At 65.1% G+C, this 22,959-nt stretch carries 20 protein-coding genes; 9 read left to right on the plus strand and 11 right to left on the minus strand.

Annotated features, from left to right (window positions below):
• Positions 1-224 precede the first annotated feature (224 nt).
• A complete protein-coding gene (locus tag DIE17_RS16040; protein ID WP_124520576.1) occupies positions 225-1,133 on the plus strand; it encodes a LysR family transcriptional regulator in 909 nt (302 codons plus the stop codon).
• Between the two features lie 145 nt (positions 1,134-1,278).
• Here the strand turns inward: DIE17_RS16040 and DIE17_RS16045 are convergent, their stop codons facing one another.
• Positions 1,279-2,919, minus strand: coding sequence for an L-lactate permease (locus DIE17_RS16045; RefSeq protein WP_124486726.1), 1,641 nt, complete (start codon positions 2,917-2,919; stop codon positions 1,279-1,281).
• A 602-nt stretch (positions 2,920-3,521) separates the two neighbouring features.
• Here DIE17_RS16045 and DIE17_RS16055 point away from each other — a divergent pair.
• Positions 3,522-3,833 carry a DUF4148 domain-containing protein gene (locus DIE17_RS16055; RefSeq protein ID WP_124520577.1) on the plus strand — a complete coding sequence of 104 codons (312 nt, stop codon included), beginning with the start codon at positions 3,522-3,524 and terminating at the stop codon, positions 3,831-3,833.
• Between the two features lie 83 nt (positions 3,834-3,916).
• On the opposite strand, the gene gshA is transcribed toward DIE17_RS16055, so the two are convergent.
• From gshA to ada, 3 genes are all read right to left on the minus strand, one after another.
• The gene (gene gshA, locus DIE17_RS16060; protein WP_185500353.1) at positions 3,917-5,530 is read right to left on the minus strand and encodes a glutamate--cysteine ligase; all 1,614 of its coding nucleotides are present in this window, start codon (positions 5,528-5,530) and stop codon (positions 3,917-3,919) included.
• Positions 5,531-6,008: 478 nt separating this feature from the next.
• Positions 6,009-6,983 carry a DNA-3-methyladenine glycosylase gene (locus DIE17_RS16065; protein WP_124520579.1) on the minus strand — a complete coding sequence of 325 codons (975 nt, stop codon included), beginning with the start codon at positions 6,981-6,983 and terminating at the stop codon, positions 6,009-6,011.
• Entirely contained in the window at positions 6,980-8,071 is a 1,092-nt protein-coding gene (ada, locus tag DIE17_RS16070; protein WP_044847321.1) for a bifunctional DNA-binding transcriptional regulator/O6-methylguanine-DNA methyltransferase Ada, read from the minus strand. The genes DIE17_RS16065 and ada overlap by 4 nt, the downstream gene beginning before the upstream one ends.
• Positions 8,072-8,499: 428 nt before the next feature.
• Between ada and DIE17_RS16080 the strand changes: the two genes are divergently transcribed.
• Complete coding sequence (locus DIE17_RS16080) at positions 8,500-8,913, plus strand: VOC family protein (protein WP_124520580.1); 414 nt, start codon at positions 8,500-8,502, stop codon at positions 8,911-8,913.
• A gap of 15 nt (positions 8,914-8,928) precedes the next feature.
• Here the strand turns inward: DIE17_RS16080 and DIE17_RS16085 are convergent, their stop codons facing one another.
• The 3 genes from DIE17_RS16085 to speG all read right to left on the minus strand — a co-directional run bounded on the left by DIE17_RS16085 (position 8,929) and on the right by speG (position 11,041).
• Positions 8,929-9,483, minus strand: coding sequence for a YaeQ family protein (locus DIE17_RS16085; protein ID WP_124486733.1), 555 nt, complete (start codon positions 9,481-9,483; stop codon positions 8,929-8,931).
• Positions 9,484-9,660: 177 nt separating this feature from the next.
• Entirely contained in the window at positions 9,661-10,008 is a 348-nt protein-coding gene (sap1, locus tag DIE17_RS16090; protein ID WP_185735380.1) for a surface attachment protein Sap1, read from the minus strand.
• 490 nt (positions 10,009-10,498) lie between these two features.
• Entirely contained in the window at positions 10,499-11,041 is a 543-nt protein-coding gene (gene speG, locus DIE17_RS16095) for a spermidine N1-acetyltransferase (RefSeq protein WP_124520581.1), read from the minus strand.
• 152 nt (positions 11,042-11,193) lie between these two features.
• Here speG and DIE17_RS37445 point away from each other — a divergent pair, with 152 nt between their 5' ends.
• From DIE17_RS37445 to DIE17_RS16115, 6 genes are all read left to right on the plus strand, one after another.
• Complete coding sequence (locus DIE17_RS37445) at positions 11,194-11,364, plus strand: hypothetical protein (RefSeq protein ID WP_044848668.1); 171 nt, start codon at positions 11,194-11,196, stop codon at positions 11,362-11,364.
• 123 nt (positions 11,365-11,487) lie between these two features.
• A complete protein-coding gene (locus DIE17_RS16100; protein ID WP_006756942.1) occupies positions 11,488-11,736 on the plus strand; it encodes a DUF2795 domain-containing protein in 249 nt (82 codons plus the stop codon).
• A gap of 110 nt (positions 11,737-11,846) precedes the next feature.
• Positions 11,847-13,205 (plus strand): GGDEF domain-containing protein, encoded by a 1,359-nt coding sequence (locus tag DIE17_RS16105; protein ID WP_124520582.1) that lies wholly within the window; start codon positions 11,847-11,849, stop codon positions 13,203-13,205.
• A gap of 149 nt (positions 13,206-13,354) precedes the next feature.
• Positions 13,355-13,489 carry a hypothetical protein gene (locus DIE17_RS37985; RefSeq protein WP_257773917.1) on the plus strand — a complete coding sequence of 45 codons (135 nt, stop codon included), beginning with the start codon at positions 13,355-13,357 and terminating at the stop codon, positions 13,487-13,489.
• 510 nt (positions 13,490-13,999) lie between these two features.
• Positions 14,000-15,181 carry an STY4528 family pathogenicity island replication protein gene (locus DIE17_RS16110; RefSeq protein WP_124520583.1) on the plus strand — a complete coding sequence of 394 codons (1,182 nt, stop codon included), beginning with the start codon at positions 14,000-14,002 and terminating at the stop codon, positions 15,179-15,181.
• A 1,030-nt stretch (positions 15,182-16,211) separates the two neighbouring features.
• Complete coding sequence (locus tag DIE17_RS16115; RefSeq protein ID WP_124520584.1) at positions 16,212-17,075, plus strand: phage integrase N-terminal domain-containing protein; 864 nt, start codon at positions 16,212-16,214, stop codon at positions 17,073-17,075.
• Here the strand turns inward: DIE17_RS16115 and DIE17_RS16120 are convergent, their stop codons facing one another.
• The 4 genes from DIE17_RS16120 to DIE17_RS16135 form a co-directional block, all read right to left on the minus strand.
• Positions 17,076-17,591, minus strand: a complete 516-nt coding sequence (locus DIE17_RS16120) for a hypothetical protein (RefSeq protein WP_124520585.1) — start codon at positions 17,589-17,591, stop codon at positions 17,076-17,078. It abuts the gene before it with no gap.
• Positions 17,588-17,650 carry a hypothetical protein gene (locus DIE17_RS38410; protein WP_409333450.1) on the minus strand — a complete coding sequence of 21 codons (63 nt, stop codon included), beginning with the start codon at positions 17,648-17,650 and terminating at the stop codon, positions 17,588-17,590. Before DIE17_RS38410 ends, DIE17_RS16120 begins: the two co-directional genes overlap by 4 nt.
• A gap of 36 nt (positions 17,651-17,686) precedes the next feature.
• Complete coding sequence (locus tag DIE17_RS16130) at positions 17,687-18,007, minus strand: hypothetical protein (protein ID WP_185500354.1); 321 nt, start codon at positions 18,005-18,007, stop codon at positions 17,687-17,689.
• Between the two features lie 67 nt (positions 18,008-18,074).
• On the minus strand, positions 18,075-22,865 hold the full coding sequence (locus tag DIE17_RS16135) for an RHS repeat-associated core domain-containing protein (RefSeq protein WP_185735381.1): 4,791 nt from the start codon (positions 22,863-22,865) through the stop codon (positions 18,075-18,077).
• Between the last annotated feature and the right edge of the window lie 94 nt (positions 22,866-22,959).

A 22,959-nucleotide genomic window follows, 5' to 3' on the forward strand; every position in this document is an offset into this window, starting at 1 on the left:
GGATCCTGTGGGTCGGTAAGGGTGGCGCCGGTCGAGCGGGGCCGGCGGTCGGTGCGTTGCCGCTATTACTCCGCACCGGCATGTCCCGGCCGTGACCGGTTCCAGCAGGTTTCTTGCGGTCACCCCCAGCTTTTTTTCGAAGCGGCGCACGACGCACCTTTCACGTGGCCGACACACGCATGCGCTACGCTGACGCGCGATGAAGAGGGGGGAGAAGCCGAGTCGTGTTCGATCAGCTGAAGGCGTTCCACGCGACCGTCCGGCAGGGCAGCATCACGCGCGCCGCGCGCCACCTGGGCGTGAGCCAGCCGACGATCGCCGCGCAGATCCGGCAGGTCGAGCAGTTGTACGGCGTCGAGCTGTTCTATCGCAGCGGCCGCAAGCTCGAGGTCACCGAGACCGGCATCGAGCTGCTGCCGCTCGTCGAGAAGATGATCGCGCTCGAGGCGCAGGCCGACATCATGCTGCGCAACGTCGGCGGCCTGTTCGAAGGCCATCTGCGGATCGGCGCGACCGGGCCGTACTACATCATGGACGCGGTCGGCCGCTTCTCGCACGCGCATCCGTCGATCGCGCTCACGTGCCGGATCGGCAATTCCGAGGAAATCCTGCAGGCGCTGCACGAATTCCGCATCGACCTCGCGGTGTCGTCGCAGCGCAATGACGCGGACGGCCTCGAACGCAAGGTGATCTCGACCGATCCGCTCGTGCTCGTCGTGCATCGCGACCATCCGCTCGCACGCTTCGACGCGATCGACGCCGCGCAGCTCGCCGACGTGCGGCTCCTGATTCGCGAGGAAGGGTCGGTCACGCGTCGCTGCACGGAGACGATCCTCGCGGCGGCCGGGGTCGCGGCCACGTCGGTCGCCGAGATCGGCAGCCGCGAAGCGATCCGCGAGGCGATCCTGCATGGCGTGGGCGGAAGCCTGTTTCCGCGCGGCGAGGCCGAGCGTCACCCGGACCTGCGCGTCGTCGCGCTGCGCGGCGTCGACACGACGATCGACGAATACGTGTACTACCTGAAGGCGCGCCGCCAAAGCCCGGCGATCGATGCGTTCCTCGCGTGCATCGTACCGGCGCAGTCCGCGACCCGCGACGCAACGCACGCGACGCGGCCGGTGAACGCGCGCTGAGCCGCCGCGCGTTCGTCGGCTTCGCGTTTTTCCCTTCGCGCTTCCCGGCGCTTTTCCGGGCGCGTTTCCCGCGTTGTTCCCGCGTTGTTCCCGCGCCTTCCGTCGTTGTGTTCCTCGTGCCTTCCTTGCCGCTTCCCGCCGCGCGTCACTTCGGCAGCGCGGGGATCATCCACGTCAGCACGTGCTGCTGCAGGAACACGAGCACGCCGAGCAACAGTGTGAGGATCACGCTGTGCCAGAACGTGCGCGCGAACACGATGCCTTCCTGCCCCTTCAGGTCGGTCGTCGAGACGCCCGTCGCGATGTTCTGCGGCGAGATCATCTTGCCCATCACGCCACCCGACGAGTTGGTCGCGGCCATCAGTACCGGATCGAGGCCGAGCTGCCGCGCGGCGACCACCTGCAGGTTGCCGAACAGCGCGTTGCCGGACGTGTCGCTGCCGGACAGGAACACCGCGATCCAGCCGAGCGACGCCGACACGAGCGGGAACAGCGCACCGGTCGACGCGACACCGGTGCCGAGCGTGTAGCTGATTCCCGAGTAGTTCAGCAGGTACGCAAGCCCGACGATCATCATCACCGTGATGATCGCGATCCACGTCTGCCGCCACGTCTTGACCACGCATTCGAGGAACGCGCCGGCGCCGGTGCGCGTCAGCACGGCCGTGATGATCGCCGACAGGAGGATCGCGGTGCCGGTGCCGAGCGGCTGGAAGTCCCAGATCGCCGCATACGGCTTGTGGTACAGCGACACGAAGACCGCGTTGTGCAGGCCCGGCCACTTGATCTTCACGTCGCCGATCGCCGCGATGTTCGCGTGCACCCAGACGATCACGACCACCGACACGACGATCCACGGCAGCCAGCCGCCGAAGCCCGCGCGCGCGGCGCCGGCCGTCGCGGGCACGCTGCGCGCGAGCGCGTATTGCGGATCGGGCTGCGGCTTCCACACCTGCAGGAAGCCGATCGTGACGATCAGCGACGTGAGCGACGACAGCACGTCGGTGAGCTGGTAGCCGAGGAAATTCGACGTGACGAACTGCGCGATCGCGAAGCTCGCACCCGACACGAGCAGCGCGGGCCACAGTTTCGAGATCGAGCGCAGGCCGCCGTACGCGCCGACCACGTAGAACGGCAGCAGCAGCGCGAAGAACGGCAGTTGCCGGCCGACCATCGCGCCGAGCGTCGCGGGCGGCAGCGACGTGACCGCGCCGAGCACGGTGATCGGCACGCCGAGCGCGCCGAACGCGACTGGCGCCGTGTTGAACAGCAGCGTGTAGGTGAGCGCTTCGAGCGCGGGGAAGCCGAGCGCGATCAAGAGTGCGCTGGTGATCGCGACCGGCGTGCCAAACCCGGAGATCCCTTCGAGCAGGCAGCCGAAAGAGAACGCGACGACGAGCAGCACGAGGCGGCGGTCGTCGGGCAGGTGGTCGAGCATCCACTGCCGGAACTGGTCGAAGCGGCCCGACTTCACCGCGATGTTGTACAGCAGCAAGGCGTTGAACACGATCCACATCACCGGCACGACCGCGAGCGCCATGCCGGCGCCGACCGCGTTGAACGCGAGGCCGGCCGGCATGCCCCACGCGCCGATCGCGACCGCGAGGCCGGTGACGAGGCCGGCGAGCGACGCCTGCCATGCCGGCCGGCGCAGCACGCCGAGCGCGATCAGCGCGACCGCGATCGGGATCACGGCAACGAGGAACGACAGGAACAGCGAGTTGGCGACGGGCGTCAACGGCTGCGCGAACAGGATGCCGGGCGGCAGGGTTGCGGTGGGATTCATCGTGTCTCCGTGTCGACAGGAGTTAGCGCTTTAGCGCTTACTCCTGTCCCATGCTTCGCGGTCGACAGGAGTTAGCGCTTTAGCGCTTACTCCTGTCCCATGCTTCGCGGTCAACAGGAGTTGGCGCTTTAGCGCTTGCTCCTGTCCCATGCTTCGCGGTCGACAGGAGTTAGCGCTTTAGCGCTTGCTCCTGTCCCATGCTTCGCGGTCAACAGGAGTTGGCGCTTTAGCGCTTGCTCCTGTCCCGTATCAAACGTGCGTTCCACGACGGCGAAGATCACCCGACGCTTGCGCATGCAACCATGCCGCAGCGCCGACCGATCGGTCGCTTAAAAAAGGTTAGGAGGCGCATCGCGCTTGCACAAGGAGGGCAAGCCCGATGCGCGCGGCGTCGACACACGGAATCCGCCGCACGCTGAACGGCGGCTGGCGCCGCACTGACACGCACGCCAGCATGCCGCCGGCGCAATGTTGCTCAGGCGACAAAGGTGACTGACGGCACGCGGGGTGTTTCGTTTGGCGTCCGAAGCCTAGACTGGCTGCATCGATTCCGCCCGCGCCGACGAAGGGCGCGGCGCCGGATACCTCACGGAGCAAACACGATGAAGACCATAAAACTTGCGGCGTGCGCATTCCTGCTGATCGGCTCGGCTGTCGCCGCCCAGGCCCAGGCAGCGTCGACGCTGACGCGCGCGCAAGTTCGCCAGGAACTCGCGGAACTGCAGGCCGCCGGCTACCGGCCGAGTCTCGCCAGCAGCCCGGACTTTCCGCAAAACATGCAGGCGGTCATGCAGCGCGCCGCGCAGGCGCGCGGCGACGCGGCCGGCTACGGCAGCAACGGCCATGCGAATGTGGAATCAGGAAAACCGGCACTGCCGCACGTGGTCGATCGCGACACGTACGCGCATCACTGAAGTGGACGAAACCGGGCCGGGCGCGTGACTGCGCAACCGGCCTGCCCGCCGCGCAATGCGCAGCGGGCAGCGGGCAGCGGCCATCAAACGCTGAAGCGGTTCAGCGTATACGCACGATAGGCCGCGACGAACGCGTCGAACGATCCGGCCTCCTTCGTTTCCAGCTCGGCCTGCTCGGCCAGCGACTTCGCGGCGAGCGCCTGCTCGGCGCGCATCGTCTCCGCCGACGGCGGGTTCGCGCGCAAATGCGCGGCATGCGCTTCGCTGTGTGCGCACGCGAACGCGAGGAACGACTGCCCGTTCTCGCGCATCGTGCGCAGCACGCGCGCCGACGGCGTGCGCTCCGGATCGGCGAGCTTCTCGCGCTGCGCGGCAATCGCACGCACATGCTCGTCGCCACCGCGGATCTCGTCGAGACGGCGCCCGACGGTTTCGATATCGGTCATCAGGTCGTCCGCCCACGCCTGCAGCGTGACCGGCTGGCCGTCGCGCGTCAGCGTCAGCCCGGGCTTGCGCCCGTCCATCGTCACGCTGCCGAAGTTCGCGTTCGCTTCCTTGTACGCGTCGCAGTCGAGCGCGGGGCTCTCGTCGAGCGCGCACGCGAGCAGGAATGCGTCGATGAAGCGCGCGGTCTCCAGCGCGATGCCGGTCGGCTCGAACGGATCGATGTCGAGGCAGCGTACTTCGATGTACTGCACGCCGCGCGACGCGAGCGCATGCAGCGGGCGCTCGCCCGAATACGTGACGCGCTTCGGCCGGATCGTCGAGTAGAACTCGTTCTCGATCTGCAGCACGTTCGTGTTGATCTGGATCCACTCGCCGTCGCGATGCGTGCCGATCGCCTCGTATGGCGGATACGGCTCGCTCACGGCCTTCGACAGCGCGTCGAGATAGCCGGGCAGCGTGTTGTAGTCGACTTGCAGCGCGGCCTGCGCGGTCGTGTTCGAGTAACCGAGGTCGCTCATCCGCAGGCTCGTCGCATATGGCCGGTACAGCGTATCGGCGTCGAACGTGTCGAGCTTGTGCGGCTTGCCGCGCAGGAACTTCGTGTCAAGCGCGGGCGACGCGCCGAACAGGTACATCAAGAGCCAGCTGCGGCGGCGGAAGTTGCGGATCTGCGCGAGATAACGCTCGGACTGGTAGTCGACCAGCGTGGCCGTCGAGCCCTCTTCCGCATGCAGGCGCCGCCACACTTCCTCGTGCAGCGAGTAGTTGTAGTGGATGCCGGCGATGCACTGCATCGTGCGGCCGTAGCGATACGCGAGGCCGCGCCGGTACACCGTCTTCAGGCGGCCGATGTTCGACGTGCCGTAGTCGGCGATCGGGATTTCGTCGTCGGCCGGCAGTTGGCCCGGCATCGAGTTATTCCACAGCATCTCGTCGCCGAGCGACGCATACACGTAGCGGTGCAGATCGTCGAGGCGTTCGAGCGTGATCGACGCGTCGGCTTCCGCCGGCGTGATCAGTTCGATCAGCGCTTCGGAATAGTCGGTCGTCAATGACGGGTGCGTGAGTGCCGAACCGAGCGCGCGCGGATGCGGCGTGAACGCGATCATCCCGTCGCGCGTCACGCGCAGGCTTTCCTTTTCGATGCCGCGCAGGCCGTCGGGCAGATGCTGCCGCGTCGGGCCCGAGCTCAGCGCTTCGAGACGATTCAGCAGCAGTTCGGACTGGCGGTGAGTCATGGTGTTCGACATGGAGACGCAAGTGCGTGACGGCCGCGCGCAGGATGCCGCGCGGCCGGCTGGATTATTGGTCGCTTCGTTGGTAGCGGGCACTTTAACATCTCGCCGTCACGCGCGCTTGAGGTGACTCCGGGTGGTGCGCGCCCGCCGCGGCGGGCCGCCGGGCGGGCCGATGACGACGATCGCCGCGCGCGCGGCGGACCGTCCGTCGGCACCGCCGGACGCGACGATCACGCGAAATTCGTCGGAAGTAACATGAGCCGTGCACGCCACGGCGCCGCCAGGTGCAACCCGCGCAGCCGAACCCGCGATGCGTCGCCGTCACGCTCGAGCCGTCCGCACGCCGGGGGATGACGGCCGCCGGAACGGGGTGATCGCCGTCAAGCGTCGCAACCGTGAGCACCACCGACCGATCGCTGCCGGCCCGGCGCCGTTTGCGGGTCGCAGCGCGGCCCTGCCCCGCGCACCCGCCGGCCGGCCGCGGCGACCGTCATCCGCCGCGCGCGCCGCCGGCCCGGTCGGCCACGTCGTTCCACAGATGCAGCGCCGCATACGCGCGCCACGGCCGCCAGCCTTCGGTGCGGCGCTTCTGGCTCGTGAGCCGGTCGAGCGACGGATCGCGCGCGGTGATCGACTGCATCAGCACGAGATCGGACGCCGGCCATGCGTCCGGGTCGCGCCACGCACGCATCGCGATGTATTCGACGGTCCACGGGCCGATGCCGGGCAGGTCGAGCCAGGCGCTCCGCAGCGTCGCGAGATCGGCCTGGGCGGGATCGAGCGGCGCGTGGCCGGCCGCCACCGCGCGCGCCACGCCCGTCAGCGCCGCGGCCCGCTTGCCGGGCATTCCGATCTTCTCCAGATCGCAGGCTGCGAGCGCGTCCGGCGTCGGGAAACGCCAGGCGGGCACGCCGTCCGACGCCGCCATGCCGTCGTCGTGCGCGACGCGCTCGCCGGCCCGCTGGACGAGCCGGCCGACGATCGTCGTCGCCGCCTTCACGCTCACCTGCTGGCCGACGATCGCGCGCACCGCGAGCTCGAATCCCGACCATGCGCCCGGCACGCGCAGCCCCGGGGCTGCATCGACGAGTGGCGCGAACCACGGATCGCGTGCAAGCCCGCTCCCGATCGCGGCCGGATCGGCGCCGAGGTCGAACATCGACGCGACGCGGCGCGCGAATGCATCGTCGACATGCCGCGCGGCCGCCCCGTCGACCGTCGCGATCAGGCAATGCCTGCGCGGATGCTTCGTGACGGTGAGCCGGCCCGCGTCGCCGTGCAGGTCGACGATGCGGCGATACACGCCGTCGACGACCTGTTCGACGCCCGGAATCGCCCGTCCGCTGAAGAAGCGCAGCACGCGCGCCCAGTCGTACGGCGCCTTGAAGCGCAGTTCCATCTGCGCGGACGGCGGCACCTGGCCGCCATCCGCGATCGACGTAATCGTGTTTTTTTCGATGCTCAAACTGCGTTGCCCTCCGCAACGGCTTCGGTTTCATCGTCGTGCGCATGGCGCGCCTCGGACGCGAGCAGCGTCGCCTTGCGGCGCACGCCCCAGCGATATCCGGCGAGCGCGCCGCCCTTCTGCACGACACGGTGGCACGGGATCGCGAGCGCGACCGGGTTCGACGCGCAGGCCGATGCGACGGCCCGCACCGCACGCGGCGCGCCCAGTGCCTCGGCGATCTCCGAGTAGCTGCGCGTTTCGCCGTACGGGATGTGCGTCAACGCTTCCCAGACGCGCTGCTGGAACGCGGTCGGCGCGATGTCGAGCGGCAGGTCGAACGCGTGCCGCGTGCCGTCGAGGTAGGCGCGGATCTGCGCGACGAACGGCGCGAGCCGCGAAGGCGATTCGACCAGCTCGGCACGCGCGAACGCATCCGTCAGTTCGCCGACGAGCGATGCAGGCTCGTCGCCGAACGCGATCCGGCAGATGCCCTGTTCGGTCGCGGCGACGAGCACCGTGCCGAGCGGCGTCGACGCGGTCGCGTAGTCGATCCGCAGGCCGGCGCCCTGGCGACGGAACGCGGACGGCGCCATCCCCAGTTCGCGCGGCACCGATGCGTAGAGCCGCGACGGCGAGTTGAAACCCGCGTCGACGGCCGCCTGCGTGACCGGCTGCCCGCTTTGCAGCGCCTCGCGCAAGGCGGCGCCGCGCTGCGCGGCCTGGTACTGCCGCGGCGACACGCCGACCACGCGCTTGAACAGCCGCTGCAGGTGGAACGGGCTTACGTGCACGGCGTCGCTCAGTTGCTGCAGCGTGAGCCGCTCCGCATGCGCGTCGAGCACCGCGCAGGCACGATTGACGATCTCGAGCTCGCGCGGCAGCCCTTCCGGCTGGCAGCGCTTGCACGGACGAAAACCGGCCGCGCGCGCGTCGGCCGGACTGGCAAAGAAGGACACATGCTCGCGCCGCGGCAGCCGCGACGCGCAGCTCGGGCGGCAGAACACACCGGTCGTGCGCACGGCGTAGAAGAACGCGCCGTCCGCATGCGGGTCGCGGGCGGTCACGGCGCCCCAGCGGGCATCGTCGGTCGGATAGGCGGTTTTCATCTGAACCTCGCACTCTCTAGTGTAGATGGTGCCTACTCTAGACATCGGCATGGGCCGTCGCGCCCTGAATCTTGCTCTGTGATTCGCACCGGCGAAACCGGGGGCACATCGCAATCGATCAATCGGACGAAACACCGCGCAAAGCGCTGCTCCGGCACCGCTTTCGTCATCGGCGCGTCACCCTTTTGCTGCAGTGCGGCTGCGACCAATCGCCGTCCTGACCATTTTTTACACTCGGAATATTGCAACGCACCATCGCCGTGTGTATAGTTGGAACTGTCTCCTCCATGTCTCCTCCTGATATGGATTAAGCCCGTTCCGCTCTGCGTGAACGGGCTTTTTTTCGTCCGTCGATCGTGCAGCATTGCGGCATCCTTAGCCGGCGCGGTCTACACTCGGTGCACGCCATCCGAAGGAGTGCCCCGCTCATGAAACCGACCATCCGCGCGATCGATCACGTCGTGCTGCGCGTGACCGACATGGCTGCGATGACGCGCTTTTACTGCGATGCCGTCGGCTGCCACGTGGAGAAGGAACAGCCCGACCTGGGCCTCGTGCAGTTGCGCGCCGGCGACGCGCTGATCGACCTGCTGGCGGTCGGCGGCCCGATCGATCGTCCCGACAGCGGCCCGCCCGGCACCGGCCGCAACCTCGACCATCTGTGCCTGCGCGTCGAGCCGTTCGACGCCGACGCGCTGATCGAGCATTTCGCCGCGCATGGCGCGCGCCCCGGCGCCCCCGCCGATCGCTACGGCGCCGGCGGCTACGGGCCGTCGATCTATCTGTTCGATCCCGAAGGGAACATGCTGGAATTCAAGGGGCCGCCCGCCGCGTTCGGCTGAGCGGCGCGCCGGCGGTCAAGCGTCGGCGAACGGCTTCAGCACCGTCCATTCGACCGCCACCGGATCGTGGTCGGCGCTCGAGATCCAGGCGGCGCCGTCCTGCACCGTGCACTGCAGGCGCATCGTGCGCTCGGCGAGACGCCCGAGCGCGGCCGCGACGCCATCGGCCAGCGACAGCACCTGCACGTTGCGCAGCCGCTCCACCTTGCTGCGCACGCCCTGCCACCAGATATCCGAGGTCTTGCCGCCGTACGCGATCACCGTGACCTGCCCGGCGCGGCCGGCCGCCTTCGAGATGCGCCGTTCGTCGGGCTGGCCGGCCTCGATCCATACGTCGATCGCCCCCGTCAGGTCCTTCTGCCACAGATCGGGCTCGTCGACGTCCGACAGCCCCTTGCAGAATTCGAGACGCTCGTGCGCGAACAGCGCGAACGCGACGATGCGCACCATCATCCGGTCGTCGGTTTCGGACGGGTGACGGGCGACCGTCAGCGCGTGATCGGCGTAGTAGTGCCGATCCATGTCGGCGATTTGCAGCTCGGCTTTGTAGATCGTGGATTTCAGCGCCATGCGGATACGGCCCGGGCGGGCATTCGGTTCGGTCGGGCCGTGATGATACCGAATGCGCGCCGCCCGGCGCGTGACGGGCGCGCCACAGCACGACGGCCCGGCATCGGCCGGGCCGCGTTCGGGTCGCGCCGCCGGCGGTTGCGGCAGGCGCGCGGGGGCGAGAGGTGCGCGTGCGGGTTACTGCTTGACGAAGCGCGAATCGGTCCAGAGGCCCTGCTGGTCGCTGTTGTCGGCGCTGACGAACTGGACGTCGCCCTGATCGACCGACACCACGCGGAAGCGCTGGCCTTCCGGCACCGACAGGCAACGGTAGTCGTCGAAGTACTGCTGCTTCGCCTGCGACTTGCCGTCACGGTCGTGACTCAGTACGGAGTCCAGATTGTCTTTCGACAGACAGCCCCACGCATTCTTCGTCAGCTGGATTTCCTGCTTCGGCTGGACAGCCGCATCGCCGCCCGCCTGGGCGATCGACACCACGGAAAATGCGCCGACGAGGGCAAAAAGGACACCGGTACGCTTCATCATGTTCTGTCTCCAGGCTTGCGGGCACCAGGCTCGGTTAGCTATGTGTTTAAAGGTGATCGTGAACCCGCGTTTTTCACTTTAGAAGACCGGCAAGCGATATCAAGCACATTTGTTGTGCGATCGCAATAGCGGCGAATTGTCGCACCCTGCGCGCGCCCGGTTTTTCACTTGCTGCGGCGTCTGCCGTCCGGCGGATTCGCCAGCGCCGCCGGAAGCAAAGCCTCATCCGGCAAGCCTTTCGGAGAAACTACAGTCCATCGGCTGAACGGTTTGGATAATTCATTTCAATAGCGGGACCGTTTTGATGCGTTGCACATAAAGTCATCCGAAATGATCTGAATTTACCGCAGTGCGGCACCGGATTTACCTGATACAAGAAAAATGCCAGGTATAAGCGCACTCGTATTTACCCGTATTTTTCCGGGCAGGCTTGGCGCCCGCTGCAGCGGAGCCGCAGCGGGCGTTCGCCAGTATTTTTACCCCACCTTATTTAGATCGCTTGCGGACGCTCGAAATAATCGCGCTGGAAAATGCACATGCGATAAGCGTTGTGATACGCGCCGTTTCCGAAAAATTCTTCCTTCAATTCCGCCTCGTGCTGGAATCCGCATTTCTCGTACACGTGGATGGCCGCCGCATTCGACGTGTCGACGATCAGGTACAGCTTGCGCATGTTCAGCACCTTGAACGCATATTCGATCGCGAGGCGCGTCGCCTGCCCCGCATAGCCGCGCCCCTGGCATTGGGGCGCGATGATGATCTGGAATTCGCCGCGACGGTGAATGTAGTCGAGCTCAATCAGCTCGACGAGGCCGACCAGCTCGTCCTGCGGATCGACCGCGACGAAGCGGCGCTCGCGCTGGTCGTGCACGTGACGGTCATACAGTTGCGACAGCTCGGAGAAGGTTTCGTACGGCTCCTCGAACCAGTAGCGCATGATCTTCGCGTCGTTGTTCAGCTCGTGAACGAAGCGCAGGTCCTGGCGCTCCAGCGGCCGTAGTGCAAGCGTGTGCTTGTCGTTCTGGAGTTGCATGTTCGTGTCCTTTTTGATGCCCGCGCGCGCATGAAACACCCGTGCGGCGGCGCCGCGAACGGGGCGCGTTCCGCGCTGTAAGAAGTTGACCGCGGGCGAAGGTCAGAGCCTAGAATGGACACAAGGGTTCCTGCCACCGCAAGGAGGCTATCGTGATCGAGCAAGTCATACTCGGCATCTTCCTCGTGCTGCCACTCATGATCGTGGCTGCGCTGTTCTCCGACGAACTGTGGCAGGAACATCGGCGCCAGCATCCGCGCGACGAAAATGCACCGCATATCGACTGGAAACATCCGTGGCGCCGGGTGCGGCGCGGACACTGAGCCGATCGCCATCCCCGCAGCGCACCCGCGCGGGCGGGGCGCTGCACACGGTGCAAACGGTGCAACCGCTTTCCGCCACGAACCGCGTCGAACCGAATCCCGTCCAACCAGCGAGCCGCCGCCGTGAACGACAAACCCGCTCTCCCTCCGCACGATATCCCCGGCGAAGCGATCGACCTGCAGATTGCCGACGTGCTGGCGGCCGTCCGTTACCCGGCCAACAAGGATGCGATCGTCGACGCCGCACGCGACGCCGGCGCCAGTAACGAAGTGCTGTCGATGCTCGACGGCCTGCCCGAACAGGACTACGCGGACGTCGATGCCGTCACGCGCTGGGTCGCAGGCAACTTCGGCCCCGGCCTCGGTATTTGAGCGCACGCCAATAACGCGATAGGATCGGGCCGCACCGGTTGCGCTGCGGCCGGATGCATGCTGCCCGGCGCCAAGACCGGGCGTGACCGCACGAGTGCCCGGGGGAATCCATGGAAGGCATCCTGATCCAGCATACGACGCGTCGTCAGCTTTGGTTCGGCGCGCTCACGGCACTCGTCATCATGCTCGCGCTGGCGATCGCCGTGCCGCACGCAAACGTCACGCTGCCGGCCGTCGAGCCGTTCATGCCGATGTGCGCGCTGACCGTGTTCACCACCGCGAGCATCGCCGCCTTCTTCCTCGGCGCGCAGTTCACCGTCACGCGCCAGCCCGTGCTCGGTGCGCTCGGCGGCGCCTATGCGTTCACCGCACTCGCCGTCGCGCTGCAGCTGCTCACCTTCCCCGGCGTGTTCGCGCCGCAAGGCCTGCTCGGCGCGCGTCCGCAAAGCGCCGCGTGGATGTGGGTCTTCTGGCACGCCGGCTTTCCGTGCTTCGTGATGGCCGCGCTGCTCGCGCGCGAGCGGCTCACGCATGCGCCGGTCGGCGCGGCGCAGACGCGCCTGTGGACCTTCGCGCTGGTCGGCGGCCCGGCCGTCGCGGCCGCGCTGCTGTGCGTGCTCGCGCTGAACGTCGCCCTGCCGCCCGCGTTCCATCCGCCGGGCGATGCAGCCGCGCTGCCCGTCGACGGGATCGCGCTGGTCGTGTGGCTGCTCAATGCGCTCGCGCTCGTCGCCGTGCTGGCTTCCGGCCGACTGCGCACGACGCTCGACCTGTGGCTCGCGATCGCGGTGCTCGCCTGCCTCACCGATACGACGCTGAACCTGCTGACCACGAGCCGCTTCACGGTCGGCTGGTATCTCGCACGCGTGTTCAGCATGTTCACGCCGGGCGTGCTGGTGTGCGTGCTCGCCTGGGAAGTGACGAAGCTGTATCAGCAGCTGTTCGAGGCGCACGCGACGCTGGTTCGTTCGTCCGCGCGCGACGGGCTGACCGGCGCGTTCAATCGCAGCCACTTCAACGATCACTTCCACACGTTGTTCCTGCAGGCGCGGCGGCAAGGCGAGCCGCTGTCGCTGCTGATGGTCGACGTCGATCACTTCAAGGCGTACAACGACGCGTTCGGTCACGTGAAGGGCGATGCGTGCCTGATCGCGGTCGCGAATGCGCTGGCCGGCGCGGTGCGGCGGCCGGCCGATATCGTCGCGCGCTACGGCGGCGAGGAGTTTGCCATCGTGCTGCCGAACACCGGTGCGCGCGGGGCACGGGTCGTTGCCGAGGAAGCGCGCGAAGCGGTGCTGCGGATCGATCTCGCGATGCCCGGGTCGCCGGCCGGGCGCGTGAGCGTCAGCGTCGGCTGCGCGACCGTGTCGGCCGACGACCTGTCGACGCCCGATGCGTTGATCGAAGCCGCCGATGCCGCGCTGTATCGTGCGAAGGATGCGGGGAGAAACCGCGTCGTGGCGGCGTGAAAACGTCTGCGGATTGGGGATTTGTTACGGTCATTGTGACCGGAATAATCCGCCGTTACGGATTGCCGCACAGGGAAACGATCGCTTACAGCCGGTGTTGAAGGCGCTCGCTATGCTGGGTTCATGTCGAATCCGAGCAGGTGAGCGTGATGAAGAAAACCCTTTTGCTGATTGCCGGTGTCGCCGTGCTGTTGAGCGGCTGCATCGTGGTGCCGGATGGTGGCGGGTATGGGTATTACGGTGATGGCGGGTATTACCACCATCATCATCGGCATTGGGATTGATGCATTGCACCCCGGCTGTCGCGACGACGCAGTCCGGATCAGTCCATTGATCCGGATCGCTGGGGACGGGAATTCGAAGCGCCGGTGTTCCGTTGAAATGCCCGCCTACTTGCCAATACAGAAGCAAGAGAAAGCTGTCTACCCATTTGAATCTAAAGCGTTTTTTGGATTTCACTTTAGGTGCTTGGACATAAACTTGGACATACGTTCATGTTCTAGCGCTTCTTGGCCGATTGTGGATAACAGTGGAGACACTAGATGCCACGCGGAAGCGGGTTCTGTGGATATCTTCCGCTGCCAATCGTCGGTCAACGCCGGCCAAGAGACAGGCCCTGTCTCTCATGGAAGCCAGACGTGCTTGATTCTAGCCTCGAAGCCCACTTTTTTCACGCCCTTGTTCGCCCGTAAATAGGAACTGGCGCATGCCGGATTGTTCGACGACACGAAGGCAGGCTTCGGCTGACATATGGCCCATCTGGCTACCTCGCCAGGACCGTATGGAGACCGAACATGTTCGACCAAACCAACCCCTCGTCCAATGATTCGCGCGCCTCGACCAACCCCCGCTCGCCCGGCAATGTCAGCGTCCCTCTGGGCTTGCTGCTCGATGAGCGGCTGACGCCGCTGGAGCGCAATGCCTGGATGGTCTTCCGCGCCCGCGTGGGTGAAGACGGCACCAGCGCGCTGCCCAACTACGAACAGATGCGCCCGTTCCTGGCCTGCAAGGCAGGCAATCAGAGGGCAGCGTACGAGACAGCCTCGCGCACTGTCTGCGTGCTGCGCATGACGCGTTGGGTGCATCTGGCGGGGCATCGCCGTGACCCACTCACCGGCCAGGTGCAGAACACGCTCTACGCCGTGCATGACACTCCGCAATCCTGCCCGGAGGTGTGTGCCTCGGACCCCGAGTACATCGAGTTGCTGGAACGCTCGGTCGCGCATCCCAACCACGTCGTGCGCTCGGTGGCGATCGGCGTCTTGAATGAACTGGCAGCGGACCGGGACTTGCCCGCGACTCTTCGCCAGCAGATTGCCTTGGCCCGCGCACGGGCCGGGCTGGCGGACGATGACAACCCCAGCAACCCGCCTCCGTCTCCGCCGCCAAAGGGGAAAGCACCTTTGCCAGTCGCCCACGACAACGCGGGTTCGACCACATCGAAAGCTGATTCGCCAGTACGTACGTATAAGTATTCTTTAAAAGAAGTACGTACGTTCCGCGCGAGCGCGCAAGAAAGCGACCCACCAAAATCGGCGTTCGCTCTGCGGTTGCCACCATGCCTGGACAAGATGGCACCGGACCAGCACCGCGATGTGGAGATGGCCTTGCGGCGTCTGCCAGGTGAGCACCAGCAAGATGTGCTGGACGAGTTGGAGGCGCGCGTTCGGCAGGGGGCTGTGCGCAATGCCGTGGCCTATCTGTTCGGCCTGGTGCGGCGTGTGTTGGCAGGGGAATTCCGCTTGTGGGCGGCGAGGAAACCCGCCAGCACGGACCCCGCTAATGCGCCTGTCCACAAGGTAACCCCGGCTGCGCCGCCTGCACCGCCGACACCTGCGCATAAGCCTGCGGCGCCCGAGGTGGCGCAGGCACAGCTTGCCCGGGCTCGCAGGCTCTTGGGGCTCCCGGAACGGGCCGGTGACCTTGTGGCCGAGCGGTTCCTGCAGGGTGTCCACATGCGGCCAAACTCCGCGTAAGCCGCTGGCCCAGTTTCGCGGCCTGCGGCCTTGACCAAGAGGTGCCGCCTCTTGGAACTCCGTTCTTGCCGAAGGGCAAGGGTGCAGGGGGTAAAGCCTCCCTGCACCCCGCCGTGAGGCTTGGGTCGCTGCGTGGGCATCAATGGTGCGCTGCGCCGGGTGCTCGCCCGTTCGGTGCTCGCCTGCGGCTGCGTTCCGCTGCGGCCTGTGCGCCCGCCATTGCCCCCCACTGCGCGACGTCCAGCACCTCCCAGGCAAGCCGCTGCACAAATCACGCTGCCCGTGCTGGGTGTGCAATGGGGAACCCATTGCGCGCCCAGGGCGGGTAGCCGACAAGCCCCGTAGGGGCGGCGTCAGCAGGCACGCACACGACTGGCCCAGCAGCCCCTATGCGCGGTGCTGCCGCAGCGCCTTTGGTTTCTTGCACGGCACCCTAGCAACGCGATGGGGCCGTCACTGCACACCGCAGTGACGGCCCCACGGAACCCGCGCGAAATATGGGTTTGCGCGCGTTCCTATTGTTTGCGGCATGCGTGACGAGGCCCTCCTACACTGGCCCTGCAGTACGCCAAGACCGATGGGCTTTGTTCATCGGCAACCCCAAAGACGCAGGTTCCTGCAAGCGTCTCCCTGACCAGGGCGGAACCATCCCCAGGCATGCCCAGGCTCCCCCGCATGCCGCTCCTACCCACGGGGCAGAGCCATTTTTCTCCGGCTGTTCTCGTCAATCCTGCGCCCACGGCGCGCTATTCCTGCGGCCACGTTTTGAGCGCAACGCTCGCGACCGGCTCTACCCATCCCACTCACTCAAAGGAGGTTTTCATCCCCGCCACTGGCTTGTTTGGTCTTTCGCTGACCCTCTGCCCCATCTCCCTCCAGGGAGTACGGCAGACGCCTCATTTCGAGGCAAAACCGGTGTTCTGAGCACCATGCCCTCGTCCTTCGGGAGCCTCGCCTAGCGAGCCGGCAATTTCACTTACCGATTCGATCTCAGAAAGCAAGACAAGACGCAACACCCAGGAGGTGCGCCATGGATGATTTGACCTACGGGCTGCGGCAGCTTTGCCGGCGCAACAAGGATGGCAGCCACACCACCCAGGCCGACCGGCTGCGCGGGCTGACGCTGGTAGCTCGCCAGTTGGGCGAGGCGGGTTTTCGGCGGATGTCGCCGAACTCGCTCAAGGGCAAGCATGTGCAGGCGCTGGTCGAGCGCTGGCAGGCCGAAGGCTTGTCGGCCGGCACCGTGAAAAACCGCATGTCGCATCTGCGCTGGTGGGCCGAGAAGGTAGGCAAGGCCGGCATCCTTCCCGCCGACAACGCCCGCCTCGGCATCCCTGAGCGGCAGCATGTGACCAATGCCGATAAGTCAAAGGCGTTGGGGGATGCACTCGACAGCGTGCGCGATGCGCATGTGCGGATGAGCCTGCAATTGCAGCAGGCTTTCGGGCTGCGGCGCGAAGAGTCCATCAAGTTCCAGCCCGGCTATGCCGACCGGGGCGACCACATCGCGCTCAAGGGCAGTTGGACCAAGGGCGGGCGCGAACGGACCGTGCCGATCACGACGGCCGAGCAGCGGCGCGTACTCGACCTGACGCACCAACTGGCCGGCGCAGGCTCGCTGATCCCGGCGCATAAAAGCTATATCGGGCAGCGCCACACCTACGACGGGCAGTGCAAAGCGGCGGGCCTGAGCAACATGCACGGTCTGCGGCATCGTTACGCGCAGAATCGTTACGAAGCGTTGACGAGCTGGAAAGCGCCGGCCGCTGGCGGTCCTTCGGCGCGGTCGCTGACGCCGGCGCAGCGCGCCTTGGATGCGCAGGCGCGGCAGGCGATCAGCCGCGAGCTGGGGCACGGGAGGACGCAGATTACGGCGGTGTACTTAGGGCGATGATCATTTCTCTTTCAAATCGATCTCGCGTTCGAACTTGCGCAGTTCATTACGATCTTCCCCATCTTTGGGCAGAGAAAGGGATAGAACATCTGCGCCGAATTGAGCAATGAATCGGGAGTTTTTCTCACCCGAGGCCCACATTCGGCGGAAAGCGTCCAGTGCAACTTGGACAGAGTACTTTCGAGCGATCATATCCCCAACAGAGAAGCGCAACTTCTCATCATCATAACCTTTTGAGTTATTAACCAAGGCTTCCAACAGGATGCCTTTTTGATCAATGGAGAGCTTCTCAAAGTCGTTGTAAATTCCAGAAATGAACCCCTCTATACCTTTTCTGGAGAAAATCAGAGGATCCGAAAATACCTCCAGATACAGTGAAAATATATTCCCGGGCAGGGGGGAAACCGTTAAAGACAGGTACTCTAGTGCGAACGCAATCTCTGCGACCTCTTTTCGCCTAGATTTTGCTCGCAAAGCGTTTATACGAAACCGTAGTTCGTCAATAGTCGTCGTCATGGTGTCATCGCGTTAGCGGGAATAGTCCGCCATAGATGTGGCACCAAGCATGGAATCATCTGAATAGCCCGATATGCGAAGATATAGAAACGCAATCAGTGAGTCACTCTGGAGGCTAGCTCGCTGTCAAGTGCGCTAGATATATCCGTTTCTGCCTTTACTGCGGCCAATGATTTTTCAGTAACAACAAAATCTGAATCAGGAAGTATTTTTACTTCAGGCATTCCTTTCGCATTTGCCAGCATTACCGCATATCCCTTGGTTTTGCCTTTTATCGGAAACCCAATTACCGTCAAATCCGTCTCAAGGGCTTTACGCAAAACAAAATAAGGATTTTCGTTTTCCTTATTTCTATATTGATATTCAATCGACTGGAGCACAGAGTATTCACGCTTGTTGATGGCTTCATTTTTCATGGCCCCTCCATCGCATCCGCAAAGAATAGCCGCTATAAACACCCAATACTTTTTAATCACATCAACCTCACGGCCTGTTAAAAACCGAGAAGATTTCTGGAATTTTCCCGCCTTTTGGAATGTCAATTATGGTCGCGGCATTTCTTTGAGCGATGACACCCGTATCTATTGGGAAAGGACTTGTCAATGGAACGAAAACGGATTTAACTCCACCGGCTTCAAGGGCGTTCTGAGTTCGCGTTGCACATGTGTCCCGCGCAGCCGCACTTGGACTTTTCGTTGGATCCGGCAGAGGAGTATTTCTGTACTCTTGAATCTTTTCTAACATTTCAGCCTCTTGCTGTGGCGTGGTTTTGATCGTGTATACGGTCGTATCTCGATACTTGGCTTGCTTCTCAAGATAATCAGTCACACCCCCCCCGAGTGGTGTACCCGTGCCATAGCTATAGACCCCCTGCCCCGAAAATCCGATTGCAACGTGGCCAAACGGATTGCTTAATATGCCTCGACCATGAATAACAACCGTATCCAGCCCCAGTGGATCGAGTGAAGTTAGCGGATTCCCGCCCGCGTAAAGATAAAGATTAAGGCCACCAGCGAAACCAAGCAGGTCTTTAGTTATATAGCGAGCACCATGCGGATCGTAGTACCGATGCCGGTTGTAGTGCAGCCCCGTCTCATGGTCATGGTACTGCCCCTGGAACCGGATCGGGTTACGCAATTCCACGCGCCCACCGGAGGCCTTGCGGATCACTTCCTTGACTGCGCCCCAAGCACGATACTCCGCGCTCCACGCAATCTCGCTATGCTCGTCCGTCAACTCCTGCGGCGTGCCCAGATGGTCGCACTGGTACCACGCCAGACTGTCGATGGCCGGCGCGGGCGGCGGCGATAGCCACAGCGGGTCTTCGTCCTGCCGGTAGTAGTCGCCGTACTCAGGCTGGTCGGGCAGTTCGATGGCATCCTGTCGCACCGCCTGCGCCACCGGCACGAAACTGCCCGGCTCGTAGACGTAATGCGTGGTGCGCGCACCGAAGCCGTCTTCGTCGGCGATCTTGCTCTCCCACGCCAGCGTATCGCCATCCCAGCCGTACAGCGTGAAGCCGCATTGCAGTTCGCGGTTGCGCTTGACGCGCTCGCCGCGGTTCCAGTGCGGCCCGGCCTCGCGGCGTTCCTCGTAGTGGGCCTTGCTGTGCTTTGTCAGGCGCCGGCCGAGGGCATCGTAGCTGTAGTCCGCCTGCAGTCGCTCGTCTTCGTAGTGCGTCAGGCGGTCGAACAGGTCCCAGGTGTAGCGGCTCTCCTTGCCCTGGTGCCAGCGCTTGCTCAGGTTGCCCCGCGCGTCGTACTGGTAGTGGGTGCCGGCGTACTGCTTGAGCAGGTTGTCCAGCGCCTTCGGACGCGGCATGTGCTGGCGCTGTGTTTCCCTTTCCGCCTCGGGGTCGATCAAGTTGCTGGCCGGATCGAACGCGAAGGGTTCGTGGCCGAGGCGGCTCTGTGCTTCCAGCAGCCGACCCACCGGATCGTAGCGGTAGGCAAGCTGGCCGCGCCGCGTGTCGTTGATGTCGGTGAGCTGGCCGCTGGCATCGTAGCGGTAGCGGCGCACCAGCAAGCGGCCGCCGCCAGCAGTCTGCGCGGCCGGCCCTTTGGCCTCGTGAGCGAGCACCTGTTCGCTGAGACGGCCCAGCGCGTCCCACTGCTGCGTCTGTAGCAGGCGGTTGCCCTGGGTGCGGAGGACTTCTCGGTGCAGGTCGTCGCGCTCGTAGCTGACCAGTTCGCGCTCGTCCAGTTGCAGGGCCAGCAGGTGGCCGCTGCCGTAGGTGAGCCAGCTTACGCGGTGCCCGTCCGGGCGCACAGTGGCGGTGCGCTGATTGAGCGCGTCGTATTCGTGCTGCCATACCGCCACCAGCGGCTTGCCCAGGCTGCGGTAATGCTGGTGCTCGCGCACCAGGTTGCCGGCTACGTCGTGGAACCATTGCAGGCGGCTGTCGGCGTTGGTCGCCAGCGCGAGGTTGCCGTTGAGGTCATACGCGAAGCGTTCCACCTGCCAGTCCCGCTCGCTAGGTTCGGCATCGCCGGTTTGCAGCGCCGCGCGCCGCTCGGCAAGGCGGCCCATGGCGTCGAAGGTGTAGGCCGTGATGCGCTGCCCGTCCACGGCGCGTGCCAGCTTGCCGGTTTCTTCCTCGTACTCGTAGCGGGTGGTCGCGCCGTCGAAGCCGGTTTCGGCGAGCAGGCGACCCACCGGGTCGTAGTGGAACTCGGCATCGCGGCCGTTTTCGTTGCGCAACGCGGTGAGTTGGCCGAGCTTGTCCCACTGGTAGCCCAGGCGCTGGCCGGCCGCGTCCACTCGGCTGGCGAGCAGCCCGGCCTCGGTGTAGTCCCATTCGGTGCGCCGCCCCAGCGCGTCGATGTGGGTCAGCAGGCGCCCTTCGGCATCGCGCTCGAAGTGTTCTTCGCTGTTGTCCGGGTGGCGGATAGCGGCAAGCTGGCCCGCGTCGTAACGGTAGCGGGTGACCTGTCCCGCCGCGTCGGTGAACTGCACGAGCTGGCCGCGTTCGTCGTAGGTCCATGCGCTGGCCTTGGCGGAGCAGTCGACGTAGCGGGTAAGCTGGCCGTTGGCGTTGTACTCGAGTTGCTTGGTCTTGCCGTTAGCGTCGGTGATACCGATGGGCAAGCCCATCAGGTTGTACGCGTACTCGGTCTTGTTGCCCAGCGGGTCGATGGCCTCCGTGAGCCGGCCGCGCGTGTCGTAATCGCGCAGCCAGAGGCCGCCCTCGGCGTCGCTGATCTTGATGAGCTGGTCTTTCGTGTCCCACGCGTAGTGCACGGTGGTACCGTCCGCGCGGATGTGCTCCAGCAGGTTGCCGTTCTCGTCGTAGGCGTAGCGATCGTCGCTGCCGTCGGGACGGATGTGGTGGACGATGTTCTTGGCGTCGTCGCGGTGGAACCACTCGGAACGTTTGTCCGGATGGATGATGCGGTAGGTGTAGCCGAGCCTATCGTAGTAATGCCTTGTTTCCTGCCCGTGGGCATCAGTGACGTAGGTGAGGCGGATGTTTTCGTCCCACGCCAGACGCATCGCAAAGCTGCCGTCGTCGGCCCATTCGTGCACGGCGCGGGCATCGGGGCCTTCGCCCTGCCAGGCGAGGTTCATACCCCGGCCGGTACGGTCGGTGTAGCGGGTGATCAGGTGGCGCTGGTACTGGTAGGTCCAGACCTCGGCGTTCTCGTCCTGGGCCAAGGTGAGGTCGCCAGCCTCGTCGTAGCGATACAGGCTCAGGCGTCGCAGGGGCTCGTCCTCGCCCATCAGCCACAGGCCGATGATGCGTCCATGCGCGTCCACGTTGGTGCCCAGGTGGGTATGCGGCTGGCTCGGGTCGTCCTGGTAGGTGACGAGGTCGGAGAGCACCACGCGCTCGCCCACGCGGTGGTCGTAGCCGAGCAGCAGGCCAGCGCCGCCGCGCAGCTCGATCTGCACGAGCAGGAAACGCTCGCCGTGGCGCTGGTAGGTTTCGCGTTGCTCGTAGCCGCGGCACAGGACGAGCTGGTGGTCGCTTGCGCGCACGAGGAGGAGGTCTTCGATGCGATCCTCATGGAACTGCCCGACCTTGGGTAACGGGTAGTCATGGCTGCGGCCGTCGGCGCCGTGATAGCGCAGGCCGTCGCCTTGCACGTCGAAGCGTGTGGTGTACGGCGTGATCCAGCGCGCGCCCTGTTCACCCGCATCGTAGGCTCCCAAGTTGGAGCGGTAGGTGCGCGTCCAGGTAAGGGGGAACGGGCCCGGCAGGGCGAAGTCGGTGTGCGAGAGGGTTTCGGTGCCCGTGGCAAAGCTGATGCTGCTGCCGCTACCCGACGGTGCGCCGTTCTTGCACATACTGGGATCTTGCTCCGCGGGCCGCTCCTTGACCCGTACATCAAGGGACTCGCCGGGGACCTGGCGCCCAGCGATGCTGGTCGCGTCTGGCTTGATGCTGGCACTCTGCCCGGCGCCCGCTGTCCGGGCATCAAGCGAGCGGACCAATCCTGCTGCAACCCACCCCACGCAGCCTGCCTGCGTGGCCTTGCCTTGTTGCCGCACCTGCTTGCCCAATAATGCGGCGAACTGGCGCAATGCCTGGGCGTTGGTGCTGACCAGCGCCGGCGACTCAAGGGGCGAACTCTGTTCGAGAGGGGGACGGGCAGCCGCGTTGCTGCGAAGGAATTGATAGGCTGCGTCGTAGAGGTTGGAAAACGCAGCGGCTGGATCGCGCAGTTCGGTCGTTGCCGATGCGCTGGCCCCCAGGGTAGCCGGCGCAGAAGGCTTCGCCCGGGCCAGTGCCTCCAGGCCATTGGCAAGGTCCAATAGCAGGCTTTCGCCAAACGCCGCCGCCGCGTCTAGCAGACCGGGTAGCCTTAACTGCACCTGTCGCGCGAGGTTATCCAGTTCCCCCTCGATACTGTTGTTCAGGTTGGCGGTCAGGGTACGCCGTGCCGCCTCGCCCACCAGCGCATTACCGCCCTGCAGGAGTTCCTGCCGCGCCAAGAACAGGGTGGGCCGCAACACCATACGGGCAGCGGCGGTACCCGGCTCGGGCATCAGGCCGATCAGGTTGAGGCTGACGCTCAACCAGTCAGAGGCATGAGGCTCGGGGTGGGTCGTAAGGGTGACGATATCGCCGAGCAGGTCGGCCAGGTTCAAGATGTTGAGGACTGCAGGAAAATTCCCAGCGACGGTGCGCAGGCGGTTCAAGTTCGCGCTGCCATGGCTGATTGCGCCAAGCCATTCGTCAAACGCTGAAATACTGAGGGTCACGTCGCCCAACTGAATCTGGTTGAGCGGCGCGACCGAGATTTGGCGCTCAAGGGATACGTCGGTGGACATGCTGGATGCTTGGCTTGCCATAGATGCTCCAAGTGGGCTGAGCACCTACGGTTGCTGCCGCCAGGGCACGGCTGGCAGCGGGCTCTCAGCAGAT

The sequence above is a fragment of the Burkholderia sp. Bp9099 genome (assembly GCF_003857805.1).
Taxonomy (GTDB): Bacteria; Pseudomonadota; Gammaproteobacteria; order Burkholderiales; family Burkholderiaceae; genus Burkholderia.